The sequence below is a fragment of the Pseudomonas sp. G2-4 genome (assembly GCF_030064125.1).
GTDB lineage: Bacteria > Pseudomonadota > Gammaproteobacteria > Pseudomonadales > Pseudomonadaceae > Aquipseudomonas.
On the sequence record NZ_CP125957.1, the window covers coordinates 5,064,670 to 5,082,086 of the forward strand.

The following is a 17,417-nucleotide window of genomic DNA, read 5'->3' on the forward strand; positions in this document are numbered from 1 at the left end:
GATCTGGAATACCCCGCACACTCGGAGTAATGTGCCCGCCTGTCTGTCTTTTCTCTCGGCTTTTTTCCAAGGAAGTGGAACATGCTGCGACGCCGCATGCTGATCATGTTGGGTGTTGTCCTGCTGGTGGTGCTGTTGCTCGCCGGCTACAAGGCCTACTCCGTTTACCAGCAGATCCAGATGTTTTCTGCACCCAAGCCACCGGTCAGCGTCGCCGTGGCCAAGGCCGTCGAGCAGCCCTGGCAGGCGCGCCTGCCCACCGTCGGCAGCCTCAAGGCCCTGCAAGGCGTGGACCTGAGCCTGGAAATTGCCGGAACCGTGCAGAAGGTGCAGTTCCAGTCCGGGCAGAAGATCAAGGCCGGCCAACCGCTCCTGCAACTGGACAGTGACGTCGAAAGTGCCCTGCTGTCGACCGCCGAGGCCGACCTTGGGCTGTCACAACTGGATTTCGGTCGTGGCCGACAACTGGTGGGCAGCCAGGCGATCTCCAAGGGGGAGTTCGACCGGCTCTCGGCGCAGTTGAAAAAGAACCAGGCCACGGTCAATCAGCTCAAGGCGTCCCTGGCCAAGAAACACATCCTGGCACCGTTCAGCGGCACCATCGGCATTCGCCAGGTGGACGTCGGCGACTACCTGGCCAGCGGCACGGTGATCGCCACCCTGCAGGATCTCAGCAGCCTTTATGTGGATTTCTACGTCCCCGAGCAAACCGTGCCCAAGCTCGCCGTTGCCCAACCCGTCAACGTCAGCGTCTCGGCCTATCCCGGGCAGACGTTCGTCGGCGCCATCAGCGCGATCAACCCCAAGGTCGAGGACAGCACCCGCAACGTGCTGGTACGTGCCACCCTGGCCAACCCCGACGGCAAACTGTTGCCCGGTATGTTCGCCAACCTGCAGGTGATCCTGCCAGACGTGGCCGCCGGCATCGTCGTGCCGGAAAGCGCTGTGACCTACACCCTCTACGGCAACTCCATGTACGTGGTCACGCAGAAGAAAGACGCCGACGGCAAAGTCGAGAAAGACGACAAGGGCCAGCCGGTCCTGATCGCCGAGCGGCGCTTTGTCGAAACCGGCGAGCGACGCGACGGGCAAGTCCTGGTTTCAAAGGGCGTGCAGAGCGGCGAACAAGTCGTGATCGGCGGCCAGATCAAGCTCGACAACGGTACGCCCATCGCCATCAGCGACGACAAGACCCTGACCGAACAGAACAGCCCGCCGCGCGCGGACTGATCAAGGAACCCCCATGGCTTTTACCGACCCGTTCATCCGCCGCCCGGTGCTCGCCACCGTGGTCAGCCTGTTGATCGTGCTCCTGGGCTTCCAGGCCTGGAGCAAGTTGCCCCTGCGGCAGTACCCGCAGATGGAGAACGCCCTGATCACGGTGACCACCGCCTACCCCGGGGCCAATGCCGAGACCATCCAGGGCTACATCACCCAACCGATGCAACAGAGCCTGGCCAGCGCCGAGGGCATCGACTACATGACCTCGGTCAGCCGCCAGAACTTCTCGGTGATATCGGTCTATGCCCGCATCGGCTCCAACAGCGACCGGCTTTTTACCGAACTGCTGGCCAAGGCCAACGAGGTCAAGAACCAACTGCCCCAGGATGCCGAAGACCCGGTCCTCAGCCGCGAGGCCGCCGATGCCTCGGCGCTGATGTACATCAGCTTTTTCAGCAAGGAATTGAACAACCCGCAGATCACCGACTACCTTTCACGGGTGATCCAGCCCAAGCTGGCGACACTGCCGGGCATGGCCGAAGCAGAGATCCTCGGCAACCAGGTCTTCGCCATGCGCCTGTGGCTGGACCCGGTCAAGCTCGCCGGTTTCGGCCTCACCGCCGCCGACGTGACCGACGCCGTGCGCCAGCACAACTTCCTCTCTGCCGCTGGTGAAGTGAAAGGCGAGTATGTGGTCACCAGCATCAACGCCAACACCGAACTCAAGTCCGCCGAGGCCTTCGCGGCGATCCCGCTCAAGACCGATGGCGACAGCCGCGTGTTGCTGCGGGACGTCGCCCGCGTGGAGATGGGCGCCGAAAACTACGACACCATCAGCTCCTTCGGCGGCACGCCCTCGGTGTACATCGGGATCAAGGCCACGCCCGGCGCGAACCCGCTGGATGTGATCAAGGAAGTGCGCAAGATCATGCCGGAGATGGAGGCCCAACTGCCGACCAACCTCAAGGCCGAGATCGCCTACGACGCCACCCTGTTTATCCAGGCGTCCATCGACGAGGTGGTGAAAACCCTGTTCGAGGCGGTGCTGATCGTCATCGTCGTGGTGTTCCTGTTCCTCGGTGCCCTGCGCTCGGTGATCATCCCGGTGGTGACCATACCGCTGTCGATGATCGGCGTGATGTTCTTCATGCAGTTGATGGGCTACTCGATGAACCTCCTGACGCTACTGGCCATGGTGCTTGCCATTGGCCTGGTGGTGGACGACGCCATCGTGGTGGTGGAGAACATCCACCGGCACATCGAGGAAGGCAAGACCCCCTTTGACGCCGCGATAGAAGGGGCCCGGGAAATCGCCATGCCGGTCGTCTCGATGACCATCACCCTGGCGGCGGTGTACGCGCCGATCGGCTTGCTCGAAGGCCTGACGGGGGCCTTGTTCAAGGAGTTCGCCTTGACCCTGGCCGGGGCGGTGGTGATTTCCGGGATCGTCGCCCTGACCCTGTCGCCCATGATGTGTGCCCTGCTGCTGCGCCACGACGAAAACCCCTCGGGGCTGGCCCATCGGCTGGACATGATCTTCGAGCGCTTGAAGAGCCGTTACCAGCGCCTGCTTCACGGCACGCTCAATGCACGGCCGGTGGTGCTGGTGTTCGCCGGGATCATCCTGCTCCTGATTCCGGTGCTGATCATGTTCAGCAAGTCCGAACTGGCACCCGACGAGGATCAGGGCATCATTTTCATGATGGCCAATGCCCCGCAGACAACCAACCTCGACTACCTGAACGCCTACACCGATCACTTCATCACGATCTTCAAGGAGTTCCCCGAGTACTACTCCTCGTTCCAGATCAACGGCTACAACGGCGTGCAGTCTGGCATCGGCGGTTTCCTGCTCAAGCCGTGGAACGAACGCAGCCGCACCCAAATGGAAATCCTGCCCGAAGTCCAGGCCAGGCTCAAAAGCATTCCGGGCCTGCAGATATTCGGCTTCAACCTGCCCTCCCTGCCAGGCACGGGCGAGGGTCTGCCATTCGCCTTTGTCATCAACTCACCGAAGGATTACGCCACACTGCTTGAAATCGCCGATCGGGTAAAAAAACGCGCGTTGGAATCCGGAAAGTTCGCCTTCATGGACATTGACCTGGCGTTCGACAAGCCCGAAGTGGTGGTCGACATCGACCGCGCCAAAGCGGCCCAGATGGGGGTTTCGATGCAGGACCTGGGCGGCACCCTGGCGACCTTGCTGGGTGAGGCCGAGATCAATCGTTTCACCATTGAAGGGCGCAGCTACAAGGTCATCGCGCAGGTCGAACGGTCCTTTCGGGACAACCCGGACTGGTTGAACAATTACTACGTGAAAAATACCCAGGGTGAGTTACTGCCGCTGTCGACCCTGATCAAGGTCAGCGACCGGGCACGGCCACGGCAATTGAACCAGTTCCAGCAGCTCAATGCAGTCACGATTTCCGGTTTTCCCATCGTGAGCATGGGCGAAGCCATCGAGACCGTCCGCCAGATCGCCCAGGAGGAAGCACCGGTAGGTTTTGCCTTCGATTACGCCGGGGCTTCGCGGCAGTTCGTACAGGAAGGTAGCGCTCTGTGGGTCACCTTTGCCCTGGCCCTGGCGATCATCTTCCTGGTGCTGGCCGCTCAGTTCGAAAGTTTCCGGGATCCGCTGGTGATTCTGGTGACGGTTCCGCTGTCCATTTGCGGAGCGTTGATTCCACTGTTCCTCGGCTGGTCGAGCATGAACATCTACACCCAGGTGGGGCTGGTAACGCTGATCGGCCTGATCAGCAAGCACGGGATCCTGATCGTCGAGTTCGCCAACCAGTTACGCAAGGAGCAAGGACTGACGCCACGGGACGCGGTGGAGCAAGCGGCCTCGATTCGTCTGCGACCGGTACTGATGACCACCGCGGCGATGGTGTTTGGCATGGTGCCGCTGATCCTCGCCACGGGTGCCGGGGCGGTGAGCCGCTTCGATATCGGCATGGTGATCGCTACCGGAATGTCGATTGGTACTTTGTTCACGCTGTTCGTACTGCCTTGCGTCTACACCCTGCTGGCCAAGCCGGACAAAGCCTGAAGGTTGTTTGGACGGGGGACTATGTGGCGAGGGAGCTTGCTCCCGCTCGGCTGCGAAGCAGTCGTCATAGCCCGACTGCGGCCTGACCTTGGAAATCGATGGGGACCGCTTCGCGGTCCAGCGGGAGCAAGCTCCCTCGCCACAGGTTGAGTGTTTGGCGGGGGGCTCGTGGCGGGTATTAGAAAGACCTAAAAAATAAAAGGCCTCGCATAGACGAGGCCTTTATTTGGGCTTCATGATGTTCAACTCTGCGGCCTCATCCCTTGAGAAAGACTGAACATGAACAGCAACAGATCGTTATCCGGTCGGATCGCCTCGCTGGCCTTGACCACCCTTGGCAAAGGGCAATGAGCGCCAGCGTTGGAGGCACTGAGGATCTGCGAGCGGGGCTGCTCCCAAACAGCCACCGCCATCGATGCAACTGCCAGAGCGCCTACTAAAAACACACCTCTAGCAATTTCTAGTTTCATCGCTATAAACCTTTGATAGCGCTGCCAAACGCCGCCTCATAAAAGTAGACGAGTTTTTTCCAATCAGCGTCGCTGAACGACGAATGGCGCCGCAGCTGCTTCATGTCATGGGAGGCCGCTTGCCGGGCGGTCATGCGCTGGCGACATTTCTCCAGATCCAGCAGGGCCACTTCGGCCTTGGCCGCCTCGCCCTCCCCGGCCACGCGCACAAAGACATGCTTGATATAGAGACAGCCATGCTGCCAACGTCCCTTGTGCATGCGAGCCAGGTTCTCGGCCAGTGCCTGGAGAATCTGGTCATGCACCGCTTCGCCATGACGCTCGCGTCCACCACCGGCATACCAATCCTGGATTTCCTCGAAACCTTCCAGCGCATGGGTCACCAGCACCGCGCGCCACTTGTGAACCGGGTCCCGCTGGACGCCACAGAAAATGAGCTGGGGGACGCGGACATCAAGTCGAGTCAACGCCAGGAGCGCGTCTTGTTCCCGCAATACAGTCGGCCGCCCGAAGGGGTGCAGCCAGCTGCGATAAATGTGTCCGGTTTGACGCTTGGCATACAGCAGCTCGCCGTCTCTGCTGCTGATTCGCTGCACACCGCTTTCACCGCCGCGACGCACATTGGGCTCTTCCACCCACTCACCCTGCTGGCTCCAGAAGTGTTCGAAGTTATCGGGGGGAATTGTTGATGTTTCTGCTGCCTGCACACCCATGCCTTTACCTCTTGCGCAATACATAAACTCGCCACATGGCATAGAGCGGTAGAAAATCCAGTCGTTCCTGAATGCTAAACCCGGCCTGCCGAAACTCCTCTTCTACTGTAGCGACCGGTAACACAAATCGATTCTGATAGTTTCTTTGCGCACGAGTTCGCTCCTGACGCTTGCGTTTCCAAGCTTTGAAATTGCCGTCGACCCACAATGAAACGATCACGCTGTCACGACTGACACGCTCGAACTCCCTCAGAATCGCCAGTCGATGCGCGGGCTCACCGATGTGGTGCAGCAGGCGCATACAAAAAATGTTGTCGACGGCGTTATCAGGCAAGGCGATGTCGAACGCAGAAGTGTGCAAGGGTTGTACCCGTTCCACGACATCGCTCGGTTGAGCCTCAACTGCAGTCTTGATCATGGCCTCGGAATTGTCGGCGCCGATGATCACCCGGTTGGGTTTTTCGGCCAACAAGGGCCAAAAGCGCCCGGCGCCACACGGCAGGTCCAGTACCAAGCCTGGGTCGCCTACAAGCGCTAATGCCCGACGGGCCAGTTGTTGATCTCGCTGGTTGGAAAAGCGGCGACTCAAGCTGCTTCGATGCTTATGAAAGTATCTTTTGGCGTGCTTTTCGTCGTACTTTGCGGAGAAATCGAGCTTGATGGGATCGGGCATTGATGGGCGCCTCCATGACTGGGATAGCCCACCTTATGAATTGCCGTGTCAGTGTCAGGTCATCCCTCTGTGAAAACTTTGTTATGTAAACGGCCCAATGTTTACAAGATTTTTCTGACAGAGAGATCAGGTCTGCGGATTCAGTTCCACCTCGAAATGGCACCCGCTGGGTTCCATCGTGCTGAGGCGCACCGTCCAGCCCTGGTTCTCGCAAATCCGTTGCACCAGTGACAGCCCCAACCCAAGCCCCTCGCCACGCTTTTCGTTGCCGCGTACGAACGGCTCGAACATCGCCTCGCGCTTCTCCTCCGGGATGCCCACACCGCTGTCCTCGACCACGAATCCGGTGGCGGTCAACGAGAGGCGGATGAATCCCTGGTCGGTGTAGTGCAAGGCATTGCGCAGTAGGTTGCCCATGACGGCGGTCAGGAACGTGGCGTTATACAGGGTGTCGACGGTTTGGCCCGGCTCGAAGATCAGCGTCAGGCCTTTGGATTCGATTGGGCCACGCCACACCCCCAGGAGGTTTTCAGCCACCGGGGCAAGCGCCAGCCGAGGCGCCATGCCGTTGTCTTCACGCTGGGCCCTGGCGAGCATCAAGAAGGTTTGCACCAACTCGCGCATCTCTTCGCTGGCCCGGTTGATGCGCTCGACCTGCATGCGGCCACGCTGATCCAGGGCCGGGTTTTCCAGCAGCAGCTCACAGGAGCTGGCCAGGATCATCAACGGTGTACGCAACTCATGGCTCACGTCGCTGGTAAACAACCGCTCACGCGTCAAGGCCTGGCGCAGCCGCCCCAGTGTGGCGTCGAACGCCACGGCCAGCTCACCCACTTCATCGGCGGCATAATCCGGGGCAAGCGGCGGAGCGAGCCCGAGTAGCTGGTCGCGATGGCGTACTTGCTGAGCCAGGCGAACCACGGGCGCCATCACCCGGCGTGCCAGGACCCAGCCCAGGAATACCGCCAGCGCCAGACTGAGCACGAAGCCCACCAGCACTACGGCGAACAGCACCCGTTCGCGCTCTTCAAAGTCGCTCTGGTCTTGCAGCAGCACGTAGTGTCGACCGTCGACGACTTCGACCATGGCGTGATACGACAACTGTTCGCGAAACACCTCGTGGAAGCCGCGATCCAGATGGCGCAGGTCCTTGGGCAGCTCGAAGTCACCGGGACCGCCACTGAAGTAAAACAACTGGTCGGGTTCCGGACGATGGCTCCAGTCAGAGACGCTGTCCATCAACAACAGACGTTGCAGGTCGCCCCCAAGCCCGGCGGAAATCAGTTTTTCTTCCACCAGATGGACCGTCGCCACGATGCCCATGGCAAATGCCCCCGCCACCAACGCGCTCATCAGCGCGAAAGCGATAATGATCCGCTGGGCAAGGCTCTGCTTAAACTCCATCTCGGCCCTCGGCCAGGCGATAACCCACGCCGTGCACGGTGTGCAGCAGTGGCTTGTCGAACGGTTTGTCGATCACTTGGCGCAGTTGATGGACGTGGCTGCGCAGACTGTCGCTGTCCGGGCAATCGTCGCCCCACAGCGCCTCTTCGAGGATTTCCCGGCGCAACACGTGGGGGCTTTTCTGCATCAATACCGCCAGCAGTTTCAGGCCTACGGGGTTGAGCTTGAGCAGCTTGCCTTCACGGGTGACTTCCAGGGTGTCGAGGTCGTAACTCAGGTCGCCCACCTGCAAGGCGCGACGGCCACCGCCCTGGGCACGACGCATGACGGCCTCGATCCGCGCCGCCAGTTCCGACAGGGCAAAGGGTTTGATCAAGTAATCATCGGCCCCGGACTTGAAGCCCTGCAGACGATCGTCCAACTGATCCCGCGCGGTCAGCATGATCACCGGCGTATCGCGCCGGGCGTCCTCACGCAGGCGCTTGCACAAGGTGTAGCCATCGATGCCCGGCAGCATGATGTCGAGCACGATCAAGTCGTAGTGTTCGGTAGCGGCCAGATGCAAACCCGACAAGCCGTCCTGGGCACAATCGACGGTGTAGCCCTTGAGCCCCAGGTAATCGGCCAGGTTGGCCAGGATGTCGCGGTTGTCTTCAACCAACAGAATTCGCATGGGCATCTCCTCTGCGCACGTGGACAGTCGTCGTGGCCCGCGCAGCTTAAGGCCAAGTGTGGCCCACGGCTAGAGTTGTATCTGCTCATGTCGTGACAAGCAGCTGGAACAAACCCACGTGAAGCCCGGCAGGCATTGACGAGTTTTTCACCCAGCATTCACGCCTCTCCAACGCAGTACAGACCAGACTTGCGCGCAATCCCCTGCTTACGAAACCCCCACCAAAGGTACTGTCATGGTTTCCACCGCCATCCGCCCTGCCTCCAGACCGCTGAATTTGCGGATCGCCCTGGGTCTGCCCGTCGTTGTCGCGGTCGTCCTGGTGCTGTTGGAACTGACCACACTGGACATGGACCTGGCCAAGCTGTTTTACAACTCGGCCGCCGGGGAATTCATGGGCCGGCACAGTTTTATTCTGGAGGACATCCTGCATGACCGAGCCAAAGAGGTGGTCATCGTATTTTCCTTGCTGGCGGTGCTCGGGTTTATCGGCACGTTTTTCATCGCCCGACTCAAGCCATTCAAACGGGAACTGGGTTGCCTGGTGCTGTCCCTCGCACTGGCGACGTCCTTCGTCACGCCGATGAAAGCGGTGACGGCCGTGCAATGCCCGTGGAGCCTGAAGGAGTTTGGCGGCAAGGAAACCTACAGTGAACTGCTGAGCCCGCGCCCGGCCACCGACAAACCTGGCCGCTGCTGGCCCGGCGGTCACGCTGCCACCGGGTTCACGCTGTTTGCGCTGTTCTTTGTGCTGCGCGACCGCCGCCCACGCCTGGCGCGCCGGGCCCTGATCTTCGCCTTCGGCCTGGGAACCGTGTTCTCCGTGGGCCGGATGATGCAGGGGGCGCACTTCTTTTCCCACAATGTATGGACGGCAGTGTTCTGTTGGCTGATCTGCCTGGGGTGTTACTACTACATCTTGTACCGACCGGCCGCCACGGCTGATCGCATAGCGCTGAGCCAGCCCGCCAACGCCTGAACATGATTTAAATGTGGGAGAGAGCTTGCTCGCGATTACGGTGTGTCAGTTCATGTACCCGGCTCTGACCCACCGCTATCGCGAGCAAGCTCGCTCCCACTGGGGGAATTGGCGCCGTGTCATGAATCCAAGGCATTAAAAAACCCCGCCTGCTTGCGCAGACGGGGTTTTTCGCTACAGGGGTAAGGCTGGCTTACATCATGCCGCCCATGCCACCCATGCCGCCCATGTCTGGCATACCGCCGCCAGCTGGAGCGTCGTCCTTGATTTCAGCGATCATCGCCTCGGTGGTGATCATCAGGCTGGCAATCGACGAAGCCGCTTGCAGAGCCGAACGAGTCACTTTGGCCGGGTCCAGGATACCCATTTCGATCATGTCGCCGTATTCACCGGTAGCAGCGTTGTAACCGTAGTTACCCGAACCCTGCTTGACCTTGTCGACCACAACGCTTGGCTCGTCGCCGGAGTTGGCAACGATCTGGCGCAGCGGCGCTTCTACAGCGCGACGCAGCAGTTGGATGCCCACGTTCTGGTCATCGTTGTCGCCTTTGAGTTCGCTGATGGCTTGCAGGGCACGAACCAGTGCCACGCCGCCGCCAGGTACCACGCCTTCTTCAACGGCGGCACGGGTTGCGTGCAGCGCGTCTTCAACGCGGGCTTTCTTCTCTTTCATTTCAACTTCGGAACCGGCGCCAACCTTGATCACTGCAACGCCGCCGGACAGCTTGGCCAGGCGCTCTTGCAGTTTTTCACGGTCGTAGTCGGACGAAGTCTCGGCCACTTGTGCACGGATCTGAGTCACGCGAGCCTGGATGTCAGTCTCAACGCCAGCGCCGTCGATGACGGTGGTGTTTTCCTTGGTCACGGTGACGCGCTTGGCATTACCCAGGTGTTCCAGGGTAGCGCTTTCCAGGCTCAGGCCGATCTCTTCAGAGATAACGGTACCGCCGGTCAGGACAGCGATGTCCTGCAGCATGGCCTTGCGACGATCGCCGAAGCCCGGAGCCTTGACGGCAACCACCTTGACGATACCGCGCATGTTGTTCACAACCAGGGTCGCCAGGGCTTCGCCTTCAACGTCTTCGCTCACGATCAACAGTGGGCGGCCGGCTTTGGCAACGGCTTCCAGCACTGGCAGCAGCTCACGGATGTTCGAGATCTTTTTGTCGACCAGCAGGATCAACGGGCCGTCGAGCTCGGCGGTCATGGTGTCTGGCTTGTTGACGAAGTACGGGGACAGGTAGCCACGGTCGAACTGCATGCCTTCAACAACCGACAGTTCGTTTTCCAGGCCCGAGCCTTCTTCAACGGTAATCACGCCTTCTTTACCGACTTTTTCCATGGCTTCGGCAATGATGTCGCCGATGGAGTTGTCGGAGTTGGCCGAGATGGTGCCGACCTGAGCGATCGCCTTGGTGTCAGCGCATGGCTTGGACAGGGCTTTGAGTTCTTTGACAATGGCGATGGTCGCCTTGTCGATGCCGCGCTTGAGGTCCATCGGGTTCATGCCGGCAGCGACGGCTTTCAGGCCTTCGTTGACGATCGATTGAGCCAGGACGGTGGCGGTGGTGGTGCCGTCACCGGCGTCATCGTTGGCACGGGAGGCAACGTCTTTGACCAGTTGCGCGCCCATGTTTTCGAAGCGGTCTTTCAGCTCGATTTCTTTGGCAACGGAAACGCCGTCCTTGGTGATGGTCGGAGCGCCGAAGCTTTTCTCGATGATCACGTTACGGCCTTTCGGGCCCAGGGTCGCTTTTACTGCGTCAGCCAGGACGTTGACACCGGCGAGCATTTTCTTGCGGGCGGAATCGCCGAATTTAACTTCTTTAGCAGCCATGATCGATATTCCTTAAATACTTTGTAGTCGCGGGAAAATGAACGGGAAAATCAGCCTTCGACAACAGCGAGGATTTCGCTCTCGCCGATTACCAGCAGGTCTTCGCCATCGACTTTCACAGTGTTGCTACCGGAGTAAGGGCCGAATACAACCTTGTCACCCACTTTCACGGACAGCGCACGTACTTCACCGTTTTCCAGTGCTTTGCCTGGGCCTACAGCGAGGACTTCACCCTGGTTTGGCTTCTCGGCAGCCGAACCTGGCAGGACGATACCGCCAGCGGTTTTCTTTTCTTCTTCGCTGCGACGGACGACGACGCGGTCATGCAGAGGACGAAGCTTCATTGTCGATCTCTCCTAATTGTGGTTTTCATCGGCCGGTGTAGTCCCGGCGGGTTTAACGAATCCGGCTGTGCCGGGTGCGGTTCGTCAAGCGAACCGCGGAAGTCTGTCCAGTGTTGCCACCGGAAACCTTGCGGTGACCCATACATAAGGGCGTACAAGCCGATTACAAGGGCTGGGTGTGAAATTTTTTACTTCTCGGAGCCAAAAACGAACACGGCACCTTAAGGTGCCGTGCCGCTGGTTTTTACTTAGGGTCGCGATGTTCGAATTCGCCTTCGATCACGTTGGGCTCGCGGCCCAGGGGTTCTCGCGGAGGCGGTCCGCCACGGGGCTGCAGGTCATCGGCGAAGGCCCGCTGGCGCATCGCCTGCTCTTCGGCGCGCTGGCGCATTTTATTGGCCAGCAACCGACGGGTGAATGGCAACAGCATGACCAAGCCCAGCACGTCGCTGATAAAACCAGGCAGGATCAGCAGACCGCCCCCCAGGGCCAGCATCAGGCCTTCGAGCATGGTCTGGGCAGGCAGCTCGCCACGGTTCAGGCTTTCACGGGCACGCAATGCCGTGGCGAGGCCGGCAATGCGCAGCACGAACACGCCGAGCATCGTGCCGAGAATGACCAGCAGCAGCGCCGGGAAAAACCCGATCGCACCGCTGACCTTGACGAATACGAACAGCTCCAACACCGGGAACAGCAGAAAGAGCAACAAAAAAGGGCGCATCAAATGGTTCCTCAACGCAAGAATGCCTTGCTATGAAACCCTAAATGACGTCGTCCTTTCGTGAATTCAAGCGTTGGCCTCTGCATTTTTTGGCCATTGCTCGGCGTGAGCCAGATAAACCAGGGCTTCGCGCACTTGTGTCGGCGTGTTGCAAGGCTCTTGAAACGCCAGCCAATGCAGGCCCTGGCCAATACGCAGGTGCATGCCTTCGCTGTCGATCCCCACCAATTGTGCCGGTTCGGTTTTCGGCAGGCCGGCCAGTTCCACATAGTGGGCGATGGCCTTGGCGTGATCGCTGTTCATGTGCTCGATCATGCTCGCCTCAGTCTTGCCGGCGAAGGGGTTGGCCAGGGTGATCTGGTCGATCCAATGAATGGCGCCAAAACCGCCGATGTAGCGATGGCGCACTGGATTGAGCACCCAGAAATCAAAATCATGGGCCTTGTGATAGTTCTGCGAGTCAGGGAAGTAGCGGTAATAACGCTCAGCGGCGGCGTCGATGGCGGCGCGGTCTTCCAGTTTCCGGGCCTCGGCCAGATACGTCAGGCGCCCGACTGCCTGCACGTCTTCAGCACCTCGCTCGCCCACGAGCATCGAGCACTTGGGGTCTTTTTGCAGGTTGTGGGTGTGCTGAGCAATGCGACTGATCAAGATCAATGGCCGGCCCTGCTCATCCAGGCAATAAGGCACCACGGAGCCGAACGGGAAACCGGGCATGGACTTGGAATGGGTGGAGAGCATTCCACGGTATTCCTTGAGCAGTAATTCTCGGGCATGCTTGGCAGCTTCAACGCTCAATTTATGACTCCTTTGATGAAAGCCGTTTTAAAAACGGTCAGGCAGCTGGGCTATGTTCCAGTGCGCCGTCGGGCAGCTCTCGTGCGACCGGGCTATGGCGGCGCAGATCGAGAGGCCTTCAAAAGGACATCCTTCACCGCTCTGCCATCGGGACATGAGAATGCAACTCACCGACAAAGTAATCATTATCACCGGCGGTTGCCAGGGTCTGGGCCGCTCCATGGCCGAGTATTTTGCGGATAAGGGCGCAAAGCTGGCCTTGGTCGATCTCAACCAGGAAAAACTCGATCAAACGGTTGCTGCGTGCGTGGCCAAGGGTGTCGAGGCCCGGGCTTACCTGTGCAATGTGGCCAATGAAGAACAGGTGAGCGACATGGTCGCTCGGGTGGCCGAGGATTTCGGCGCGATCCATGGTTTGATCAACAACGCCGGGATTTTGCGCGACGGCTTGCTGCTCAAGGTCAAGGACGGCGAAATGACCAAGATGAGCCTGGCCCAGTGGCAGGCGGTGATCGACGTCAATCTGACCGGTGTATTCCTGTGCACCCGTGAGGTGGCGGCAAAAATGGTCGAGCTGAAGAACAGCGGCGCGATCATCAATATTTCGTCGATCTCCCGCGCCGGCAACGTCGGCCAGACCAACTATTCGGCCGCCAAGGCCGGCGTGGCGGCCGCTACCGTCACCTGGGCCAAGGAACTGGCGCGCTATGGCATCCGTGTCGCCGGCATCGCCCCGGGTTTCATCGAAACCGAGATGACCTTGGGCATGAAGCCTGAAGCCCTGGAAAAAATGACCTCGGGGATTCCACTCAAACGCATGGGCAAACCCGAGGAGATTGCGCACTCGGCCGCGTACATCTTCGAGAACGACTATTACACCGGTCGGATCCTGGAGATGGATGGCGGGTTGCGGATCTAAAAAACACCGCATAACCCATGTGGGAGCGAGCTTGCTCGCGATGGCGTCAGTTCAGTCAGCCTGATGTGACTGATACCCCGCGATCGCGAGCAAGCTCGCTCCCACAGTGGATCGCGTTTCAACCTATCAATCGTCGCTGACGGTGATGTTCGGCATCATCGGTGACGCTGCCTCTTGCAACACAATCCGCGCGCCCACGTGACGGGCCAGTTCCTGATAGACCATGGCGATCTGGCTGTCCGGCTCGGCGATGACCGTGGGCTTGCCACCGTCGGCCTGCTCGCGGATGACCATCGACAGCGGCAGCGACGCCAGCAACTCGACGCCGTACTGGGTCGCCAGTTTTTCCCCGCCGCCTTCGCCGAACAGGTGCTCGGCATGTCCGCAGTTCGAGCAGATGTGCACGGCCATGTTTTCCACCACACCGAGCACCGGAATGTTCACCTTGCGGAACATTTCCACGCCCTTGCGTGCGTCCAACAGGGCCAGGTCCTGGGGCGTGGTAACGATCACCGCGCCGGCCACCGGGACTTTCTGCGCCAGGGTCAGTTGGATATCGCCGGTGCCCGGCGGCATGTCGATCACCAGATAATCCAGGTCGCCCCACGCAGTTTGCGTCACCAGTTGCAGCAAGGCGCCGGAAACCATCGGGCCGCGCCAGACCATCGGCGTGTTGTCGTCGGTGAGGAAGGCCATGGACATGACTTCCACCCCATGGGATTGGATGGGCACGAACCACTTCTGGTCCTTGATCTGCGGCCGGGTACCCTCGGCAACGCCGAACATGATCCCCTGGCTTGGACCGTAGATGTCCGCATCGAGAATCCCGACCTTCGCCCCTTCACGGGCCAGGGCCAGGGCCAGGTTGGCGGCGGTGGTGGACTTGCCCACCCCGCCCTTGCCCGAGGCCACGGCGATGACGTTCTTGACGTTCGCCAGCCCCGGCACCTGTGCCTGGGCCTTGTGGGCGGCGATCACGCTGGTGATCTCGACCTTGGCGCCCGCCACACCGTCCAGGGACTCGATGGCCATCTGGAGCATCTGCGCCCAACCGCTCTTGAACAGATCGGCGGCATAGCCAATTTCCAGCTGGACGCTGACACGATCGCCCTGGATGTCGATGGCGCGCACGCACCCGGCGCTGACCGGGTCCTGGTTCAGATAGGGGTCGGTGTACTGGCGAAGGACGGCTTCCACCGCTGCGCGATTGACGGCGCTCATGGGCAACTCCGATAGCAAGACTTGAAAACAGGCCGCTATCCTACGCCGAGCCTGCTTCTGTGGCGAGGGAGCTTGCTCCTGCTGGTGGCGAAGCCGCCCCCGACCGGTCACCCCGAACCTCATGGCCTCATTGCGACTGCTGCGCAGTCGAGCGGGAGCAAGCTCCCTCGCCACAGAAGCTCTGCCAGCATCCGGAAACAGGCTCACAGGGTGAAAAAAAGCCGCCAGCGCTTTATAGTGGCCGACCTCCGTTTCATCAAGTAGCCGAGCCCCATGTCCGAGCCACGCAAGATCCTCGTCACCAGCGCCCTGCCCTATGCCAATGGTTCGATTCACCTCGGCCATATGCTGGAGTACATCCAGACCGATATGTGGACGCGCTTCCAGAAACATCGCGGCAACCAATGCATTTATGTCTGCGCCGACGACGCCCACGGTTCGGCCATCATGCTGCGTGCGGAAAAGGAAGGCATCACCCCGGAACAGCTGATCGCCAACGTCCAGGCTGAACACAGCGCCGACTTTGCCGATTTCCTGGTGGACTTCGACAACTTCCACTCCACCCACTCCGTAGAAAACCGTGAGCTGTCGAGCCAGATCTACCTGAAGCTGCGTGACGCCGGGCACATTGCCACCCGTTCGGTCACCCAGTACTTCGACCCGGAAAAGAACATGTTCCTGGCCGACCGCTTCATCAAGGGCACCTGCCCGAAGTGCGGCACCGAAGACCAGTACGGCGACAATTGCGAAAAATGCGGCGCCACCTACGCACCGACCGACCTGAAAGACCCGAAATCGGCGATTTCCGGCGCCACCCCGGTGCTCAGGGACTCCCAGCACTTCTTCTTCAAGCTGCCGGATTTCCAGGAGATGCTGCAAACCTGGACCCGCAGCGGCACGTTGCACGACGCGGTGGCCAACAAGCTCGCCGAATGGCTCGACTCCGGCCTGCAAGAGTGGGACATTTCCCGCGATGCGCCGTACTTCGGCTTCGAAATCCCCGGCGAGCCCGGCAAGTATTTCTACGTGTGGCTGGACGCGCCCATCGGCTACATGGCCAGCTTCAAGAACCTTTGCGACCGCACGCCTGAGCTGGACTTCGACGCGTTCTGGGGCAAGGACTCCACCGCCGAGGTGTATCACTTCATCGGCAAGGACATCGTCAATTTCCACGCGTTGTTCTGGCCCGCCATGCTCGAAGGCGCCGGTTTCCGTAAGCCGACCGGCATCAATGTCCACGGCTACCTGACCGTCAACGGCCAGAAAATGTCCAAGTCCCGCGGCACCTTCATCAAGGCCCGGACCTACCTGGACCACCTGTCCCCGGAATACCTGCGCTACTACTACGCGGCCAAGCTCGGCCGCGGCGTCGACGACCTGGACCTGAACCTCGAAGACTTCGTGCAGAAGGTCAACTCCGACCTGGTGGGCAAGGTGGTCAACATCGCCAGCCGTTGCGCCGGTTTCATCCACAAAGGCAACGCCGGTGTGCTGGTGGCCGGCAATGCCGCGCCGGAATTGACCGACGCCTTCCTGGCGGCTGCGCCCAGCATCGCCGAAGCCTATGAAGCCCGTGACTTTGCCCGTGCCATGCGCGAAATCATGGCCCTGGCCGACCGCGCCAATGCCTGGATCGCCGACAAAGCCCCCTGGTCGCTGAACAAACAGGAAGGCAAGCAGGACGAAGTCCAGGCGATCTGCGCCCTGGGCATCAACCTGTTCCGCCAATTGGTGATTTTCCTCAAGCCGGTGCTGCCCCTGCTGGCCGCTGATGCCGAGGCGTTCCTCAACGTCGCACCGCTGACCTGGAACGATCACCAGACCCTGCTGAGCAACCATCAGTTGAACGAGTTCAAGCCGTTGATGACCCGTATCGACGCCGTCAAGGTGCAAGCGATGACCGACGCCTCCAAGGAAGACCTGACCGCCAGCCAGACCGATACCGGCGGGCCGGCCGGTAATGGCGAACTGATCAAGGATCCACTGTCGCCGGAAATCGACTTCGACGCCTTCGCCGCCATTGACCTGCGCGTGGCGCTGATCGTCAAGGCCGAGGCCGTCGAGGGTGCCGACAAACTGCTGCGCCTGACCCTGGACATCGGCGATGAGCAACGCAACGTGTTCTCCGGGATCAAGAGTGCTTATCCAGACCCGGCCAAGCTCGAAGGCCGGCTGACAATGATGATCGCCAACCTCAAGCCACGCAAAATGCGCTTCGGTGTGTCCGAAGGCATGGTGATGGCGGCGGGCCCCGGCGGTGAAGAAATCTACCTGCTGAGCCCCGACAGCGGCGCCAAGCCGGGTCAGCGGATCAAGTAACGCGACCACACGCTGCACCGATCCCACAGTCGCTTGGCAAAGCGCCTGTGGGATTTTCATATCTGGCCCACCCTCT

15 protein-coding genes are annotated in these 17,417 nt (G+C 60.3%); 5 read left to right on the top strand and 10 right to left on the bottom strand.

The window, feature by feature from the left end; genetic code table 11:
• Nucleotides 1-81 precede the first annotated feature (81 nt).
• Together QNH97_RS22145 and QNH97_RS22150 are read left to right on the top strand one after the other, a co-directional pair.
• On the top strand, nucleotides 82-1,230 hold the full coding sequence (locus QNH97_RS22145) for an efflux RND transporter periplasmic adaptor subunit (protein WP_283553914.1): 1,149 nt from the start codon (nucleotides 82-84) through the stop codon (nucleotides 1,228-1,230).
• A gap of 13 nt (nucleotides 1,231-1,243) precedes the next feature.
• A complete protein-coding gene (locus QNH97_RS22150) occupies nucleotides 1,244-4,270 on the top strand; it encodes a multidrug efflux RND transporter permease subunit (protein WP_283553915.1) in 3,027 nt (1,008 codons plus the stop codon).
• A gap of 242 nt (nucleotides 4,271-4,512) precedes the next feature.
• Here QNH97_RS22150 and QNH97_RS22155 read toward each other — a convergent pair whose 3' ends face one another.
• The 5 genes from QNH97_RS22155 to colR form a co-directional block, all read right to left on the bottom strand.
• Nucleotides 4,513-4,740: a hypothetical protein gene (locus QNH97_RS22155; protein ID WP_283553916.1), complete on the bottom strand. Its 228-nt coding sequence runs from the start codon at nucleotides 4,738-4,740 to the stop codon at nucleotides 4,513-4,515.
• Nucleotides 4,741-4,742: 2 nt separating this feature from the next.
• On the bottom strand, nucleotides 4,743-5,453 hold the full coding sequence (locus tag QNH97_RS22160) for a lipopolysaccharide kinase InaA family protein (protein WP_283553917.1): 711 nt from the start codon (nucleotides 5,451-5,453) through the stop codon (nucleotides 4,743-4,745).
• 4 nt (nucleotides 5,454-5,457) lie between these two features.
• Complete coding sequence (locus QNH97_RS22165) at nucleotides 5,458-6,126, bottom strand: class I SAM-dependent methyltransferase (protein WP_283553918.1); 669 nt, start codon at nucleotides 6,124-6,126, stop codon at nucleotides 5,458-5,460.
• Between the two features lie 126 nt (nucleotides 6,127-6,252).
• Entirely contained in the window at nucleotides 6,253-7,530 is a 1,278-nt protein-coding gene (locus QNH97_RS22170; protein ID WP_283553919.1) for a sensor histidine kinase, read from the bottom strand.
• The gene (colR, locus tag QNH97_RS22175) at nucleotides 7,520-8,203 is read right to left on the bottom strand and encodes a two-component system response regulator ColR (protein WP_025215158.1); all 684 of its coding nucleotides are present in this window, start codon (nucleotides 8,201-8,203) and stop codon (nucleotides 7,520-7,522) included. The genes QNH97_RS22170 and colR overlap by 11 nt, the downstream gene beginning before the upstream one ends.
• A gap of 235 nt (nucleotides 8,204-8,438) precedes the next feature.
• On the opposite strand from colR, the gene QNH97_RS22180 reads away from it, so the two are divergent.
• A complete protein-coding gene (locus QNH97_RS22180) occupies nucleotides 8,439-9,182 on the top strand; it encodes a phosphatase PAP2 family protein (RefSeq protein WP_283553920.1) in 744 nt (247 codons plus the stop codon).
• Nucleotides 9,183-9,375: 193 nt separating this feature from the next.
• Here the strand turns inward: QNH97_RS22180 and groL are convergent, their stop codons facing one another.
• The 4 genes from groL to QNH97_RS22200 form a co-directional block, all read right to left on the bottom strand.
• Complete coding sequence (gene groL / locus QNH97_RS22185) at nucleotides 9,376-11,019, bottom strand: chaperonin GroEL (RefSeq protein WP_283553921.1); 1,644 nt, start codon at nucleotides 11,017-11,019, stop codon at nucleotides 9,376-9,378.
• A gap of 50 nt (nucleotides 11,020-11,069) precedes the next feature.
• The gene (locus QNH97_RS22190) at nucleotides 11,070-11,363 is read right to left on the bottom strand and encodes a co-chaperone GroES (protein WP_024619193.1); all 294 of its coding nucleotides are present in this window, start codon (nucleotides 11,361-11,363) and stop codon (nucleotides 11,070-11,072) included.
• Nucleotides 11,364-11,607: 244 nt separating this feature from the next.
• A complete protein-coding gene (locus QNH97_RS22195) occupies nucleotides 11,608-12,084 on the bottom strand; it encodes an FxsA family protein (RefSeq protein WP_283553922.1) in 477 nt (158 codons plus the stop codon).
• A 66-nt stretch (nucleotides 12,085-12,150) separates the two neighbouring features.
• Nucleotides 12,151-12,882, bottom strand: coding sequence for a HugZ family pyridoxamine 5'-phosphate oxidase (locus tag QNH97_RS22200; RefSeq protein WP_283553923.1), 732 nt, complete (start codon nucleotides 12,880-12,882; stop codon nucleotides 12,151-12,153).
• Between the two features lie 160 nt (nucleotides 12,883-13,042).
• Here QNH97_RS22200 and QNH97_RS22205 point away from each other — a divergent pair, with 160 nt between their 5' ends.
• Nucleotides 13,043-13,801 (top strand): SDR family oxidoreductase, encoded by a 759-nt coding sequence (locus tag QNH97_RS22205; protein WP_283553924.1) that lies wholly within the window; start codon nucleotides 13,043-13,045, stop codon nucleotides 13,799-13,801.
• Between the two features lie 126 nt (nucleotides 13,802-13,927).
• Here QNH97_RS22205 and apbC read toward each other — a convergent pair whose 3' ends face one another.
• Nucleotides 13,928-15,022: an iron-sulfur cluster carrier protein ApbC gene (gene apbC, locus QNH97_RS22210; protein ID WP_283553925.1), complete on the bottom strand. Its 1,095-nt coding sequence runs from the start codon at nucleotides 15,020-15,022 to the stop codon at nucleotides 13,928-13,930.
• Nucleotides 15,023-15,295: 273 nt separating this feature from the next.
• Here apbC and metG point away from each other — a divergent pair, with 273 nt between their 5' ends.
• Nucleotides 15,296-17,341: a methionine--tRNA ligase gene (metG, locus tag QNH97_RS22215; RefSeq protein ID WP_283553926.1), complete on the top strand. Its 2,046-nt coding sequence runs from the start codon at nucleotides 15,296-15,298 to the stop codon at nucleotides 17,339-17,341.
• Nucleotides 17,342-17,417 lie beyond the last annotated feature (76 nt).